Genomic DNA, 14,460 nt, shown 5'->3' with positions numbered 1-14,460 from the left:
TCAACGGCACGCAAGGCCTAAGGCGAAACCTCCTCAAGACGCCGCCCCGCCGTCTCCTCCGCCCCGACCGCCGCCACCACGGACCCCACCAGCGCCACGGCCCCCAGCATCACGAACACCGTGGACACATTGCCGCCCGCGTAGACGACGCCCACCACGATCGGCCCGAGGATCACGCCGAGCCGGTTCATCGCGCCGCCCATGCTGCTGCCCAGCGCCCGCATCCGCGTCGGGAAGAGCTCCGGCGTGTACAGGTACAGGCAGATGTTGGAGCCGAAGAAGAAGACCGCAGCGAGCGACGTCCACACCAGGACCTGCACCGGCGTGCCCGCGCCCACGGCCGCGAGCGCCACCAGCATCACCGCGGCCCCGCCCAGACACCCGGTGATGACCTTCCGGCGCCCCAGGCGGTCCACCGTCAGCGCGGCCACGAGGCAGCCGAGCAGACCCGCACAGGACGTGACCGTCGAGTAGAGGAGCGCGTCCGAGAGGGAGAGGTCGTAGCGGTTCTGGTAGATCGTCGGGAGCCAGGACGTGATGCCGTAGTTGACGAAGTAGCCGGTGAACCAGAGCACGCCGATCACCAGCGTCCGGCGCCGGTAGCGGCCGGTGAACAAACCGCGCAGCCCGGAAGCCGCTTCCCCGGGCGCCGCCACGGGCAGCGCCTCGGGAACGGGCGGCAGCGGTTTGCCCGTGATCCGTTCGACCTCCGTCTCGATGCCGGCCATCACCTCGGCCGCCTCGTCCGCCCTGCCGTGGTCCGCGAGCCAGCGCGGCGACTCGGGGACCTTGCGCTGTACGAGGATGCAGAGCAGGCCCGGCAGAGCCGCGAGCGCGTACATCCAGCGCCAGCCCAGAATCGGCACCACCCAGGCCGCGACCAGCGCGCCCACGGTCAGACCTGCCGGGAACACCAGCTCGTAGAGGAGGACGAAGCGGCCACGCTGGTGGCTGCGGGTGATCTCGGCGATGAAGGTCGCCGCCACCGGCACCTCGCCCCCGATCGCCAGGCCCTGGACGAACCGCAGGGCCATGAAGGCGTCGGGTGACGTGGCGACGGACAGGGCCAGGTTCGCGACGCTGGACACCGCCACGCACAGCGCGATGACCTTCACGCGGCCGATCCGGTCCGCGAGCCGCCCGGAGAGCAGCGCCCCGACCAGCATGCCGATCGAGCCGACGGTGAGCAGCAGTGTCGCTGCGGACGTGCTGAGGTCCCACTCCTGGCGCAGTCCGGGCAGGGCGTAGGCGATCAGGAGCTGGTCGAAGGCCTCGAAGAAGGTGACCGCGCCCACGATGAGCCGGACGGTGACGTGCCAGCGGCACAGGGGGAGCCGTTCGAAGCGGGCGGCTATGGCGGCCCGGACCGCTCGGTCCGGGGAAGCGTCGATCGTCATGCGGGAACTCCGCTGCTGAGGGGGCGGGGGACGAACAGGAAGGCGGGGAAACCCGGGCCAAGGGGCAGGTAAGCGCAAAGTTTCTAAGCGCTTAAGTTGTACCGTCCCGGCACCGGAGCGCGTCAAGGGTCTCCGCAGCGGAAATCCCGACGACCACTCTTCGGGTGGGTCTTGCGCTCCAGATATTTAAGCCCTTAGATTTCTAGTGCTTACCGAAGTCAACTAAGCGTCCACCGAGCCCCGTTCCGCCAGGAGGCCCTCCATGCCCCGCATCCCAGCCGACGAAGCACTCATCGCGGGCGAGTGGCGACGCGGCGCGGGCGCCCCGGCCGACACCGTCGACCCGGCGACGGGCCGCGTCATCGCCACCGTCCACGCGGTCTCCCTCGACGAGGTCGCCGAAGCGGCGCGAGGGGCGGCCGAGGCCGCCGCCGACCCGCGCTGGCGCGACCTCCTGCCCCACCGGCGCGCCCTGCTCCTGCACCGCGTCGCCGAGCTGATCGAGGAGTCCACGGACGACCTCGCCGCCCTGCAGACCGCCGACACCGGCAAGGCGCTCACCGAGACCCGCGCCCTGGTGGGCAGCGCGGCGGCCACCTTCCGCTACACGGCCGCCGCCCTGGAGACCGCCGAGGAGGCGATCACGCCCTCGCGCGGCGACTATGTGACGCTGAGCGTGTACGAGCCGATCGGCGTCGTCGGCGCGATCAACCCCTGGAACTCCCCCATCGCCAGCGACGCCCAGAAGCTCGCCCCGGCGCTCGCGGGCGGCAACGCGGTGCTGCTCAAGCCCGCCGAGTGGACCCCGCTCGTCTCCCTCGCGCTCGGCCGCCTCGTCACGCGCGCACTGGACGAACTCGGGCTCCCGGCCGGGCTGCTGTCGGTGCTCACCGGGCGCGGAAGCCTCGTCGGGGACGCGATCGTCCGCGATCCGCACGTCGGCAAGGTGACCTTCACCGGCGGCACGAGCACGGGCCGCACGCTCGCGCACGCCGCCGCCGAGAAGCTGATGCCTCTCTCGCTCGAACTGGGCGGCAAGTCGCCGACGGTCGTCCTCGCCGACGCCGACGTCGAGCAGGCCCTGGCCGGCGTGATGTTCGGGATCTTCTCCTCCAGCGGACAGTCCTGCATCGCGGGGTCACGGCTCTTCGTCGCCCGTGAGCTGTACGAGGAGTTCGTCGGCGAGCTCGTCGAGCGCGTACGCAAGCTGCGCGTGGGGCCCGGCACCGACCCGGACACCCAGGTCGCACCGCTCGTCCACCACAGGCACCGGGACTCCGTCGCCGCGTACGTCGACCTCGCGCGCGAGGAAGGTGCGCGGGTGCTGTGCGGCGGGGGTGTGCCGCAGGGCCCCGCATACCGGGACGGGGCGTACTACCTGCCCACCGTCCTGGACGGGCTCCCGAACTCCTCGCGGACCTGCCAGGAGGAGATCTTCGGGCCCGTCCTGGTCGCGCTGCCCTTCGACGACGAGGACGATCTCGTGCGGCAGGCCAACTCCAGTGTCTACGGCCTCGCCTGCGGCATCTGGACCCGCGACCACCGGGCCGCCTGGCGCATCGCGCGGCGCGTCGACGCGGGCACGGTCTGGATCAACACCTACAAGCAGTTCAGCATCGCCACGCCCTTCGGCGGCATGAAGGAGAGCGGACTCGGCCGCGAGAAGGGCCGCGACGGCATCCGCGCCTATCAGCGCCAGAAGTCCCTCTACTGGGGCGTCGCCGACGCGCCCCTCCCCTGGGCCAACTGAACCCCGTACCTCTGCACCTCTGGAGCAGGTCATGTCCCCACCTCCCATCGCCCGCCTCCGCGCCCTGCGCTCCGTCGAGCTCCTCACTCCCTCTTTCACGGAGGCCGCCGACTTCTACCAGGAGGTCTGGGGCCTCCAGACCGTCGAGTCCGAGCGCGGCACGGCCGCCTGGCTGCGCGGCACCGGCGCCGAGCACCACGCACTCCAGCTCACCCGCGCCGACCGCACGGGCCTCGGCAGGATCTCCTTCGCGGTGGGCACGCCCGCCGAGGTCGACGAGGCCGCCCGCAGGCTGCTCGCGCGCGGCATCACACCGGTCGCGGGGCCGGGCCCCCTCGACCAGGTCGGCGGCGGCTACGGCCTGCGCTTCACCGACCCCGAGCACCGCCTGATCGAGATCAGCGCGGAGGTCCACGCGGTCGCGCCGCGCGGCAGCGACGGCGCGGTGCCGGTCGGCGTCACGCACGCGGTGCTCAACACGGCGGACATCGACGCCTCCGTCGCCTTCTACCGCGACGTCCTCGGCCTGCGCGTCTCCGACTGGTCCGAGCACCAGATGGCGTTCCTGCGCTGCAACGCCGATCACCACTGCATCGCCTTCAACCAGGCGGAGTGGGCCTCGCTCAACCACGTGGCGTACGAGATGAGTTCGGTCGACCACTTCATGCGGGGCCTGGGCCGGCTGAGGCACCACGGCATCGACCCGCAATGGGGCCCCGGACGGCACGGCCCCGGCAACAACACCTTCTCCTACTTCACCGACCCCTCCGGGCTCGTCTGCGAGTACACCTCCGAGGTCGCGCAGATCGTCGAGGACGCGTGGATCGCCCGCGTCTGGCGGCGGGTGCCCGAACTGTCGGACCTGTGGGGGACGGCGGGGCCGCCGTCGAAGGAGATCCGCTGCCACATGGCGGGTTCACCCGACCCGGGCCCCCTCTCCCGCCAGGACAACCCGGAGGTTCAGGCATGACGCGCGTACGCAAGGTCGGCATCGTCGGCTGGGGCGCCATCGGCCGCGTGGTCGGTACCGCACTCGCCGAACAGCGCGTCACCGGCGCGGAGTTGACCTGCCTCGTCGACAACCGTCCGCTCGGCGAGAGCGCACCCGCCCCGCAGGTCTCCTTCGACGAGGCCATGGAGCGCTGCGACCTCATCGTCGAGGCGGCGGGCCAAGGCGTCGTACGGGAATGGGGCGAGCGCGTCCTCTCCTCCGGGACCGATCTGCTGATCGCCTCGACCGGCGCGCTCACCGACGAGGAGCTGTCCAAACAGCTCCTGTCCGCGGGTCCCGGCCGGGTGTACTTCACCGGGGGCGCGGTCGGCGGGCTCGATCTCCTCCAGGCGGTGCGCTCGCTCGGGCCGCTCGACGAGGTGCGGCTGACCACCACCAAGCTGCCGTCCACGCTCGAACAGCCGTGGATGGGCGCGGAGTTGCTGTCTCGGATGCGGACGGCGACCGGCCCGGTCGAGGTCATGTCCGGGACCGCGCGCGACGTCCCCGTGAAGTTCCCCAAGTCGACGAACGTCGCGGCATCGGTCGCCCTCGCCGTCGGCGACCTGGACGCTGTGCGGGTCCAGGTCGTCGCCGATCCCGGCGCCCACCACACGCGGCACGTCGTCGAGGCGTCCGGCGCGCACGGCACGTACCGCTTCGAGGTCGCGCACCTTCCGGACCCGGGCAACCCGGCGACCAGCCAGGTCGTGCCGTACGCGGTCCTGCGCAGCCTGGCGGCGCTCGCGGGGCGGACGGGGCAGATCCTGTGACGGCCGCCCATGTCGAGGCCGTCCATGTCGAGGAGGCGGGTTCCGCCGGGCCGCTGCTGCTCTGCCTGCACGGCATCGGCTCCTCGTCCGCCGCCTTCGCACCGCAGCTCGCCGAGCTGTCCGCGTACGTGCGGGTCGTGGCCTGGGACGCCCCCGGGTACGCCAAGTCCGCTGATCCGGGAAGCCTGTTGGACCTGGACGGCTTCGCGGACGCAGCCGCCGACCTCATCCGGGAGCGCGGCGCGAGCGCGCACGTCCTCGGCGTCTCGTGGGGCGGGGTGATCGCGCTGCGGCTCGCGGCCCGGCACCCCGAGCTCGTCGATTCGCTGATCGTCGCGGACTCCAGCGCCGGTTCCGGCACCGACCCCGCGAAGGCCGACGCCATGCGGCAGCGGGCCGCCGAGCTCGCGGAGCTCGGGCCGCGGGCGTTCGCCGAGCGGCGCGGGCCCCGGCTCGTCTCGCCGGACGCGCCCCCTCAGCTCGTCCGGCGGGTCGTCGACACCATGGCCGCGTCCGTGCGCCTGCCCGGATACGCGTACGCCGCCGAGTCCATGGCCGGCGCCGATCTGCGCCCCGAGATCCCCGGCATCGCCGCGCCCGCCCTCGTCCTCTGCGGCGACCAGGACCGGGTCACCGGCGTCGAGGCCTCACAGGCCATCGCCGGGGCCCTGCACAGATCCGCCTACGTGATCGTCAAGGACGCCGGTCACCTGGCCAACCAGGAGCGGCCCGAGGCGTTCAACGCCTGGGTCCTCTCCCACCTCCGCATCACCGCCCGCATCCCCGAACAGGAGCCTTCCTCATGCCTCTGACCACCACCGATTACGACAACGGCAGCGACCTCGGCAAGTACACCGACTCGCTGATCGCCACCAAGGAGTCCCGCGTCGCGGACTTCAGCACCCTGTCCTTCCAGGAGAAGGCGGGCCCGCAGTACCGCCGCGGCCAGATCCGTTACGTCGGCTCCGGCGCGACCGGCAACCACGAGAACGACAGCCGCATCCTGCCGTCCGGCGGCTTCACCTTCTCCAACATGCTGCTCCCGCCGGGCGCCGAGGGCCCCGAGCACACCCACCACGACGTCGAGGAGGCCTTCTTCGTCCTGGAGGGCCAGGTCAAGGTGGGCATCCACCGGGGCGCCGACGAGGTGGAGTACCGCACGCTCGGCTACCGCGACATGATCGTCGTCCCGGCGGGCGTGGCGCGCTCCCTGAAGAACGAGGGCGACACCGACGCGCTCTTCTGCGTCGTCATCGGCACGCAGAAGCCGCAGGTCCCGACGTACCCCGAGCACTCGCCGATGCACGGCGTCACCCGTGACTGACGAGCGCACCGTCGTCATCACCGGCGCGGGCCGTGGCCTGGGACTGGCCATGGCCCGCCGGGTGGGCGAGGACGGCTTCCGGGTCGTCGTCGCGGAGGTGGACGCGGGGCGTGGGCAGGAGGCCGTCGCCGAGCTGCGTGCGGAGGGCCTGGACGCCCATTTCGTACGGTGCGACGTGGCGGACCCCGCCTCGGTCGATGAACTGGCCACCGCTGTAAAGGACTTGGGGTCGCTGTACGGCCTGGTCAACAATGCCGCGCTCGCCAACGGCGTCGGCGGCAAGGAGTTCCAGGACATCGACGTCGAGGTGTGGGACCGCCTGATGGCGGTCAACGCCCGCAGCCCGTGGCTGGTCGCCAAGGCCCTCCACCCGCTGTTCCGCTCCCCCGGGCGGATCGTCAACATCGCCTCGGACGCGGCCCTTTACGGTTCGCCGCGGCTCGCCCACTACATCGCATCCAAGGGCGCGGTCATCGCGCTGACCCGGGCGATGGCGCGTGAGCTGGGCGACAAGGGGATCACCGTCAACGCGGTGGCGCCGGGGCTCACCGAGGTCGAGGCCACCGAGACGGTACCGGCCGAGCGGCACGCGCTCTACCGGGGCAACCGGGCGATCTCGCGCCCGCAGCAGCCGGACGACCTCGTCGGGCTCGTCTCCTTCCTCCTCTCCGAGGAGTCCCGCTATCTGACCGGACAGGTGATCGCCGTCAACGGCGGCTTCACCATGAACTGATCCAGCTGATCCAGCTGATCCAACTGATCTACAGGAGCACGTACTCATGGATCTGGGCCTCTCCGACCGGACCGTCCTGGTCACCGGCGGCAGCTCGGGCGTCGGCCTGGCCACGGTCCGCGCCCTGCTCGACGAGGGCGCGCGGGTCGCGACCTGCGGGCGTGACGCCGACCGCCTCGCGAAGGCTGCGGCCGGGCTCGGCGGCGGCGACCGCCTCCTCACGGGCGTGTGCGACGTGCGCGACGCGGACGCCGTACGGGAGTTCACCGAGCGCGCGGCCGACGCCTTCGGGTCGCTCGACGGACTCGTCAACAACGCGGGGCAGTCCCGCATGAAGGGCCTGGACGACTCGACCGCCGAGGACTGGCGCGACGAGCTGGAGCTGAAGTTCACCGGTGTCCTCAACCCCCTGCACGCGGCGCGCCCGCACCTGGCGGCCTCCGACGCGGCGAGCGTCGTCAACGTCAACGCGGTCCTCGCCAAGCAGCCCGAGCCCCGCCTCATCACCACGAGCGCGGCCCGCGCGGGCATCCTCAACCTCTCCAAGTCCCTGGCCACGGAGCTCGCCCCGGAGGGCATCCGGGTCAACTCGGTCTGCCTGGGCCTGATCGACACCGGCCAGTGGACCCGCCGCCACGCGGCAGCCGACTCCGGACTCAGCTACGAGGACTGGCAGGCGGAGCTCGCGGCGGACCGCGGCATCGCGCTTGGCCGGCTCGGCCGCGCGGAGGAGGTCGCGTACGCGATCGTCGCGCTGCTCTCGCCCCGGGCCTCGTACACCACCGGCACCAGCATCGACGTCTGCGGCGGCGTCGGCCGCGGCATCCTCTGAGGAGCTCACCCATGGCCCCCATGCAATACCCCACCGGAGGCGATCTCCTCGTCGCCGTCCTGCGTGAACTCGGCATCGACACGGTCTTCGGGATCGTCAGCGTGCACAACCTGCCGCTGGTCGAGGCCGTCGACCGGGAGCTGCGCTTCGTGCCGGTACGCCACGAGGCGACCGCCGTGAACGCCGCCGACGCCTACGGCCGGGCGCGCGGCTCCCTCGGCTGCGCGCTCACCTCGACGGGCACGGGCGCGGGCAACGCGGCCGGTTCCCTGGTCGAGGCGCTGAGCGCGGGCACGTCCGTCCTGCACGTCACGGGCCAGGTGGAAGCCGGGTTCCTGGGCAGCGGCCGGGGCTTCATCCACGAGACCAAGGACCAGCTGGGCATGCTCAGGGCGGTCTCGACGTACGCGGAGACGGTGACGTCCACCGATTCGGCGGGCCGGATCCTGCGCGAGGCGGCGCGGGCGGCTCTGAAGGACCCGGGCGGCCCGGCGAGCGTGGAGTGGCCGGTGGATCTGCAGTACGCGGCCCAGATGGACGCGGCGCCACAGGCCACGGGTGCGGCTGACCCGGTTCCGGCGGGGGACGAGGACTCCATGCCCGCGAGCACGCGGCGAGCTGCCGTTCCTGACGCCCCGTCCGGGGCAACGGAACGAGTCCCGACGGCGCCGGCGCCTGCCGAGCAGGGTGCATCGCCCGGGACCGCGGGGCCGGTCGTCCACCCCACACCTGCCCTCCTCCACCCCACACCTGCCGCGGCCGAACTCATCGCCGCCCAGGCGCTCCTGGCCACTTCCGAGCGCCCCGTCATCTGGGCAGGCGGTGGCGCCACCCGCGCGCGCACCGAGCTGACCGAGCTGCTCCACGCCACCGGCGCGGGCCTGCTCACCTCCAACTCCGGCCGTGGCGCGGTGCCCGAGGACCACCCGCAGGTCATCGGGAACTTCGCCACCACCCCGGCCGCCCGCGCGCTCCTCGCCGACGCCGACGTCCTGCTGACCGTCGGCACGCACTTCCGGTCCAACGAGACCGCCGACTACGGACTCGCGCTCCCCGAAGCGCACATCCAGGTCGACATCGACGCCGCCGCGCTCGGCCGCGTCTACCCGGCGCGGCACGCCCTGCACGGGCACGCACCCGACGTGCTCGCGGCGCTGCTGCCGCACGCGCGGCGGGCCGACGAGAGCTGGACGCGACGCGTCGCCGCCGTCCGTCAGGACGTCCGCGCCACGCTGCACGACAACATCGGTCCGCAGGCCGCGATCTGCGACGCCATCCGTGCCGCGCTGCCCCGCGAGGCGGTCGTCGCCCGCGACGTGACGATCCCGTCCAGCAGCTGGGGCAACCGGCTCCTGGAGATGTACGACCCCCGCGACAACGTCTTCCCGCGCGGCGGCGGCATCGGGCAGGGGCTCGGCATGGGCATCGGCGCCGCGCTCGCGCGGCCCGACGCGCCCACCGTCGTCCTCGCGGGGGACGGCGGGCTCGCCGTCCACCTGGGGGAACTGCTCACGCTCGCCCAGGAGCGGCCGCGGCTGACCCTGATCGTCTTCAACGACGGCGGGTACGGAGTGCTCCGCAACATGCAGGACCGCTACAGCGAGCGCCGCTCCGGCGTGGACCTCGCCACGCCCGACTTCGAACTCCTCGCCCAGGCCTGCGGGTTGGCCTACGCGCGGATCGCGGCAGAGGAGCACGCGACCCCCGTGATCAGCCACGCCGTCGCCTCGGAGGGGCCGACCCTCGTCGAGGTCGACCTGGCCCGCCTCGGACCGATGAAGAACCCGTTCACCCCGCCCGTCAAGATCCCCGGCCAGTGAGGAGGACCGACCCCGCATGAGTGAGAACGAGAGCGAACTGACCCTGCTGGTGCGCCGCATGACCTGGGAGGCGGACGGAGTCCTCTCCGTCGAGCTCGCCCATCCGGACGGCAAGCCGCTGCCCGCCTGGACCCCCGGCGCGCACCTCGACCTCCACACCGGCGGTCACGTACGCCAGTACAGCCTCTGCGGCGATCCGCGGAACGCGTCGGCGTACCGCATCGGGGTCCTCAACGAGGCTTCCTCGCGCGGCGGTTCGCGGCACGTGCACACCGCGCTGCGGCCCGGCCAGACGGTCACCGCGTCCGAGCCGCGCAACCACTTCGCCCTGGAGGACGCGCCCGGCTACCTCTTCATCGCGGGCGGCATCGGCGTCACCCCGCTCCTCGCGATGGCCCGTGAGGCGGCGCGGCGCGGGTCCGACTGGCGCATGGTGTACGGCGGGCGCAATCGGGGCTCGATGGCGTTCACCGAGGAACTGGCCGCGCTGGACGGCGACTTGACCGTCGTACCGCAGGACGAGCACGGGCACATCGACCTCGCCGCGGCGCTCGACGGGCTGCCCGACGGCACGCTCGTGTACTGCTGCGGCCCCGAGCCGCTGCTCGCCGCGGTGGAGGCCGTCTGCCCGGCGGACCGGCTGCGCGTGGAGCGGTTCGCCGCTCCCGTCGTGGAGCGAACGGGCGACGCATCCTCCTTCGAGGTGGAGTGCCGCACGTCCGGCCTGACCCTGTCCGTCGGCGCCGACACATCCATCCTCCAGGCCGCCGAGGCCGCGGGCCTGAGCGTCAGCAGCTCCTGCCAGGAAGGCATCTGCGGCAGCTGCGAGACCCGCGTGCTCGACGGCACGCCCGACCATCGCGACTTCCTGCTCAGCGAGTCCGAGCACGCCGCGAACACCTCGATGATGATCTGCGTCTCGCGGTGCGCGTCGGGCCGTCTCGTCCTCGATCTGTAATTCCCCACCGGAGGCAACAGTGACCACCACCTGGCCCTACCTGGACATCCACCAGTCCCGGACGCACGAGCCGACCCCCTACGAGTTCAAGCTCGCCGCCACCCTCGAAGAGGTCTTCACCAAGGACGGCCATGAACTCCCCGATGTCATACGGGGCTTGAATGCCCGTCAGGTCCACGCGCCCGACGGCGCCCCGTGGACCGAAGAGTCCTTCCGTGCCGAGATGAATCGACTGGGAGCGTGACCCCGATGACCACCCCGACCCCCCGCGTCGGCCTCGCCGCCTCCGCCGACCACATCTACGCCACCGGCCTGCGCAACCAGTGGCACCCCGTCGTCCCCTCGGACTTCGTCGCCCCCGGCGCCATGCGCAAGGTCACCGCGCTCGGCGAGCAGTGGCTGCTCTTCCGCCGCCCGGACGGCGCCCTGTCGATGCTCGCCGACCGCTGCCCGCACCGCGGCGCGCCCCTCTCGCTCGGCAAACACCTCGGCGACCGGGTGGCCTGCTGGTACCACGGCGTGGAGATCGAGACCGACGGCACCGTCTCCTCCGTACCGGGCCTTCCCGGCTGCAATCTGGAGGGCAAGAAACTCGTCACGTCGCTGCCCGTGCGGGAGATCGGCGGCGCGATCCTCGCGTACTTCGGAGACGAGAAACACCCGGATCCTGCCGAACTGACGCTCCCCGAGCCGCTCACCGACCCGGACGTCGACGCGATCCTCTGCTACGCGGAGTGGAACGGCCCGTGGCGCTTCGCGGTGGAGAATCTCCTCGACCCGATGCACGGCGCGTTCCTGCACCACGAGTCGCACACGATGTACGACGGCGACACCACCGCCAAGTTCCGCATCCGGGAGACGGAGCGCGGCTACTTCTTCGAGAAGACCGACCAGCGGGGCGTCAACTTCGACTGGGTGGAGCTGTGCCGCACCGGCGTGGACTGGGTGGACCTCACCATCCCGTATCCCCCGTCGGCGGGCCCCGGCGGCCCGTTCGGGATCGTCGGCATGGTCTGCCCGGTCGACGAGAACCGCACCGGTGTCTTCTTCTGGCGCTACCGCCGGGTGCAGGGCTGGCAGCGCGACACCTGGCGCTTCCTCTACAAGACGCTCATCGAGGAGCGCCACTGGCAGGTTCTCGAACAGGACCGCGTGATGCTGGAGGCGATGCCCGCCGACGCCGACCAGCGCGAGAACCTCTACCAGCACGACCTGGGGGTGGTCCGGCTGCGCCGGATGTACCGCGCGGAGGCAGAGGCTCAGGCTTCCGCTTCGTGAGGTTCGTCGGAGTCGGTGATGGACCGCTCCAGCTTGGACATCAGACGGGCCAGCTGACGGCACTCGGCCGGGGAGAGTCCGTCGAGCATCCGGCGTTCGTTGTCGAGATGCTCGGCGAACACCTCGTCGATCTTGGCGAGGCCCGTGTCGGTGAGCCGTGAGTAGACGACGCGGCGGTCCTCCGCGTCGCGCTCGCGCACGATCAGGCCGTCCTTCTCCAGGCGGTCGATGCGCAGCGTGACCCCGGCCGACGAGACGAGACCCGAGTCGGCGAGCTGGCCCGCCGTGAGCCGGTAGGGCGCCCCGGCCCTGCGCAGCGCGGTCAGCACGTCGAAGCCGGCGACCGCCAGGCCGTGCCGCTCGATCGCCGTGGTGAGCCTGGTGTTGTAGCGCAGGAAGGTCCGGTGCAGCCGCGCGAGGACCTCCAGGGGCGAGGTGTCGAGCTCCGGCCGTTCTCTCGCCCAGTCCTCGATGATCGATGCGACCGCGTCCCGCTGGGCCCCCGCCGACTTCTTCCCGGCCATGTGCCGTAGCCTCCCTCTCGCCCGTCCCGCGGTCTGTTCGGTCAGTCATGGAAATCTTAGCCCTGAGAGAAGTACGTATTCGCCGGACCCACGTGCGCAACGGCCCAGGGACACGCCATAATCGTCCGATACATCGGATGTCTTCTGTCTTGTGAGGCGAGGTCCCCATGGCTGTCACCGACGAAGCCATCGAAAAGATCAAGGGCATGATCGTCTCCGGTGCGCTGCGCCCCGGCGACCGGCTGCCCAAAGAGAGTGAACTCGCCGCTGACCTGGGCCTTTCGCGCAACTCCCTGCGCGAGGCCGTGCGCGCCCTCTCGCTGATCCGCATCCTCGACGTACGCCAGGGCGACGGCACGTACGTCACGAGCCTTGACCCGCAGCTCCTCCTCGAAGCCCTGAGCTTCGTCGTCGACTTCCACCGTGACGACACGGTCCTGGAGTTCCTCGCCGTGCGCCGCATCCTGGAACCCGCCGCCACCGCGATGGCCAGCGTCCACATCACCGAGGCCGAACTCGACGTACTGACCTCGCAGTTGGATGCCCTGGGGGCGGCTCCTTCGGTGGAGGAGCTGGTCGCCTGCGACCTGGAGTTCCACCGCGGCATCGTGCAGTCGTCCGGCAACTCGGTGCTCTGCTCGCTCCTCGACGGCCTCTCCGGACCCACCACCCGGGCCCGCATCTGGCGCGGCCTCACCCAGGAGGACGCCGTCAGCCGCACCCTGCACGAGCACCGCGCCATCCTCACCGCGCTGCGCGACCGCGACGCCGAGGCGGCCAGGTCGTGGGCGACCGTGCACATCGCGAGCGTGGAGCAGTGGCTGCGCTCGACGCTGTGAAGCACGCGCGCGGCGGGAGTGCGGAGGCCTCCCGCGGGGCAGTGATCCGTTCATCGCGGCCGCCGCAAGGGGGCTGCGGAGGGCCCCGCCGGACGCCGTAAGGTTGGGGCGTACGTAAAGGACGTCGGAAGGAGGCCTGGGTGATCGAGCTCGAGGGGGTTCCCGAGCTGGTCGACCCGGTCATGGTGGCCGCGTTCGAGGGCTGGAACGACGCCGGCGACGCCGCCTCCACCGCGGTCGCGCATCTCGACAAGGAGTGGAAGGGCGAGGTCTTCGCGGCGCTGGACGCCGAGGACTACTACGACTTCCAGGTCAACCGCCCCACGGTCTTCCTGGAAGGCGGCGTCCGCAAGATCACCTGGCCGACGACCCGGCTCTCGGTGATCCGCGTGGGCGGCGACAAGCCCCGTGACCTCGTGCTGGTCCGCGGGATCGAACCGTCGATGCGCTGGCGGTCGTTCTGCAACGAGATCCTGGGCTTCGCCCACGAGCTCGGCGTGGAGCTGGTGGTGATCCTGGGCGCACTGCTCGGCGACACCCCGCACACCCGGCCCGTCCCGGTCAGCGGCGTCACCTCCGACCCGGACCTGGCCCGCACCATGGACCTGGAGGAGACGAAGTACGAAGGCCCGACGGGCATCGTCGGCATCCTCCAGGAGGCGTGCACGCACGCGGGCGTCCCCGCGGTGAGCCTGTGGGCGGCCGTCCCGCACTACGTCTCGCAGCCGCCGAACCCGAAGGCCACGCTGGCCCTCCTGAACCGCCTGGAAGACCTCATCGGCCTGCGGATCCCGCTGGGCGACCTGGCCGAGGACGCGCGCGCCTGGCAGGTGGGCGTGGACCAGCTCGCGGCCGAGGACAGCGAGGTCGCCGAGTACGTCCAGTCCCTCGAAGAGGCCAGGGACACCGCCGAGCTGCCCGAGGCGACCGGCGAGGCGATCGCCCGCGAGTTCGAGCGCTATCTGCGGCGGCGCGACGGCGGCGGCCCGCCGCAGCCCGGCGGCCATGCCACGGAGGGCGGCGACGTCGGCCCGTATCTGCGCGACAGCTCCGGCGAGCGCACACGGCCGCCCAAGCCGCAGCCGCGTCCGGAGCCGGAAACAGGGCCGGGACCGGCTTCGGGTTCAGGCACGGGTTCAGGCACGGGCCCGGGTGCGGGACCGGACGAGGAGAGCAGCGGCGAATCCGGACCCGCTGATTCCTCCGAGGACTGACCAGGGCACAGAAGCGACATGGGGCGG

At 71.8% G+C, this 14,460-nt stretch carries 15 protein-coding genes; 13 read left to right on the top strand and 2 right to left on the bottom strand.

Going from position 1 to position 14,460, the window contains the following annotated elements:
- Positions 1–17: 17 nt before the first annotated feature.
- Positions 18–1,397 carry an MFS transporter gene (locus M4V62_RS33630; protein ID WP_249590956.1) on the bottom strand — a complete coding sequence of 460 codons (1,380 nt, stop codon included), beginning with the start codon at positions 1,395–1,397 and terminating at the stop codon, positions 18–20.
- Between the two features lie 262 nt (positions 1,398–1,659).
- Here M4V62_RS33630 and M4V62_RS33625 point away from each other — a divergent pair, with 262 nt between their 5' ends.
- From M4V62_RS33625 to M4V62_RS33575, 11 genes are read left to right on the top strand one after another with little or no spacing between them, the layout of a single operon-like run.
- On the top strand, positions 1,660–3,147 hold the full coding sequence (locus M4V62_RS33625; RefSeq protein WP_249590955.1) for an aldehyde dehydrogenase: 1,488 nt from the start codon (positions 1,660–1,662) through the stop codon (positions 3,145–3,147).
- A 31-nt stretch (positions 3,148–3,178) separates the two neighbouring features.
- Positions 3,179–4,117: a VOC family protein gene (locus M4V62_RS33620; protein WP_249590954.1), complete on the top strand. Its 939-nt coding sequence runs from the start codon at positions 3,179–3,181 to the stop codon at positions 4,115–4,117.
- Positions 4,114–4,911 carry an aspartate dehydrogenase domain-containing protein gene (locus M4V62_RS33615; RefSeq protein WP_249590953.1) on the top strand — a complete coding sequence of 266 codons (798 nt, stop codon included), beginning with the start codon at positions 4,114–4,116 and terminating at the stop codon, positions 4,909–4,911. Before M4V62_RS33620 ends, M4V62_RS33615 begins: the two co-directional genes overlap by 4 nt.
- Positions 4,908–5,723, top strand: a complete 816-nt coding sequence (locus tag M4V62_RS33610; protein WP_249590952.1) for an alpha/beta fold hydrolase — start codon at positions 4,908–4,910, stop codon at positions 5,721–5,723. The genes M4V62_RS33615 and M4V62_RS33610 overlap by 4 nt, the downstream gene beginning before the upstream one ends.
- Positions 5,714–6,235: a cupin domain-containing protein gene (locus M4V62_RS33605; RefSeq protein WP_249590951.1), complete on the top strand. Its 522-nt coding sequence runs from the start codon at positions 5,714–5,716 to the stop codon at positions 6,233–6,235. Before M4V62_RS33610 ends, M4V62_RS33605 begins: the two co-directional genes overlap by 10 nt.
- Positions 6,228–6,968: an SDR family oxidoreductase gene (locus M4V62_RS33600; protein ID WP_283779122.1), complete on the top strand. Its 741-nt coding sequence runs from the start codon at positions 6,228–6,230 to the stop codon at positions 6,966–6,968. The genes M4V62_RS33605 and M4V62_RS33600 overlap by 8 nt, the downstream gene beginning before the upstream one ends.
- Before the next feature lie 46 nt (positions 6,969–7,014).
- On the top strand, positions 7,015–7,800 hold the full coding sequence (locus tag M4V62_RS33595; protein WP_249590950.1) for an SDR family oxidoreductase: 786 nt from the start codon (positions 7,015–7,017) through the stop codon (positions 7,798–7,800).
- A 20-nt stretch (positions 7,801–7,820) separates the two neighbouring features.
- Positions 7,821–9,620 (top strand): thiamine pyrophosphate-binding protein, encoded by a 1,800-nt coding sequence (locus M4V62_RS33590; protein WP_249593120.1) that lies wholly within the window; start codon positions 7,821–7,823, stop codon positions 9,618–9,620.
- Positions 9,621–9,636: 16 nt separating this feature from the next.
- Positions 9,637–10,578 (top strand): PDR/VanB family oxidoreductase, encoded by a 942-nt coding sequence (locus M4V62_RS33585; protein ID WP_249590949.1) that lies wholly within the window; start codon positions 9,637–9,639, stop codon positions 10,576–10,578.
- A gap of 19 nt (positions 10,579–10,597) precedes the next feature.
- Positions 10,598–10,822, top strand: a complete 225-nt coding sequence (locus tag M4V62_RS33580) for a recombinase-like helix-turn-helix domain-containing protein (RefSeq protein ID WP_249590948.1) — start codon at positions 10,598–10,600, stop codon at positions 10,820–10,822.
- A gap of 5 nt (positions 10,823–10,827) precedes the next feature.
- Entirely contained in the window at positions 10,828–11,856 is a 1,029-nt protein-coding gene (locus tag M4V62_RS33575; RefSeq protein WP_249590947.1) for an aromatic ring-hydroxylating oxygenase subunit alpha, read from the top strand.
- On the opposite strand, the gene M4V62_RS33570 is transcribed toward M4V62_RS33575, so the two are convergent.
- A complete protein-coding gene (locus M4V62_RS33570) occupies positions 11,838–12,380 on the bottom strand; it encodes a MarR family winged helix-turn-helix transcriptional regulator (RefSeq protein ID WP_249590946.1) in 543 nt (180 codons plus the stop codon). The two genes, M4V62_RS33575 and M4V62_RS33570, sit on opposite strands and share 19 nt — an antisense overlap.
- Positions 12,381–12,547: 167 nt before the next feature.
- Here M4V62_RS33570 and M4V62_RS33565 point away from each other — a divergent pair, with 167 nt between their 5' ends.
- Positions 12,548–13,219 carry a FadR/GntR family transcriptional regulator gene (locus tag M4V62_RS33565; protein WP_249590945.1) on the top strand — a complete coding sequence of 224 codons (672 nt, stop codon included), beginning with the start codon at positions 12,548–12,550 and terminating at the stop codon, positions 13,217–13,219.
- A 140-nt stretch (positions 13,220–13,359) separates the two neighbouring features.
- Positions 13,360–14,433 carry a PAC2 family protein gene (locus M4V62_RS33560; protein WP_249590944.1) on the top strand — a complete coding sequence of 358 codons (1,074 nt, stop codon included), beginning with the start codon at positions 13,360–13,362 and terminating at the stop codon, positions 14,431–14,433.
- Positions 14,434–14,460: the final 27 nt, after the last annotated feature.

The organism is Streptomyces durmitorensis, from assembly GCF_023498005.1.
Taxonomy (GTDB): domain Bacteria; phylum Actinomycetota; class Actinomycetes; order Streptomycetales; family Streptomycetaceae; genus Streptomyces; species Streptomyces durmitorensis.
Note: the sequence above shows the minus strand (reverse complement) of the source record. Positions and strands in the feature narration are given on the sequence as shown.

What these genes read in the sequence shown, in the direction of transcription:
- M4V62_RS33575 (WP_249590947.1), top strand. Translation starts at nt 10,828, where the DNA reads ATGACCACCCCGACCCCCCGCGTCGGCCTCGCCGCCTCCGCCGACCAC.
- M4V62_RS33590 (WP_249593120.1), top strand. Translation starts at nt 7,821, where the DNA reads ATGCAATACCCCACCGGAGGCGATCTCCTCGTCGCCGTCCTGCGTGAA.
- M4V62_RS33565 (WP_249590945.1), top strand. Translation starts at nt 12,548, where the DNA reads ATGGCTGTCACCGACGAAGCCATCGAAAAGATCAAGGGCATGATCGTC.
- M4V62_RS33595 (WP_249590950.1), top strand. Translation starts at nt 7,015, where the DNA reads ATGGATCTGGGCCTCTCCGACCGGACCGTCCTGGTCACCGGCGGCAGC.
- M4V62_RS33585 (WP_249590949.1), top strand. Translation starts at nt 9,637, where the DNA reads ATGAGTGAGAACGAGAGCGAACTGACCCTGCTGGTGCGCCGCATGACC.
- M4V62_RS33620 (WP_249590954.1), top strand. Translation starts at nt 3,179, where the DNA reads ATGTCCCCACCTCCCATCGCCCGCCTCCGCGCCCTGCGCTCCGTCGAG.
- M4V62_RS33570 (WP_249590946.1), bottom strand. Translation starts at nt 12,380, where the DNA reads ATGGCCGGGAAGAAGTCGGCGGGGGCCCAGCGGGACGCGGTCGCATCG.
- M4V62_RS33630 (WP_249590956.1), bottom strand. Translation starts at nt 1,397, where the DNA reads ATGACGATCGACGCTTCCCCGGACCGAGCGGTCCGGGCCGCCATAGCC.
- M4V62_RS33605 (WP_249590951.1), top strand. Translation starts at nt 5,714, where the DNA reads ATGCCTCTGACCACCACCGATTACGACAACGGCAGCGACCTCGGCAAG.
- M4V62_RS33625 (WP_249590955.1), top strand. Translation starts at nt 1,660, where the DNA reads ATGCCCCGCATCCCAGCCGACGAAGCACTCATCGCGGGCGAGTGGCGA.
- M4V62_RS33615 (WP_249590953.1), top strand. Translation starts at nt 4,114, where the DNA reads ATGACGCGCGTACGCAAGGTCGGCATCGTCGGCTGGGGCGCCATCGGC.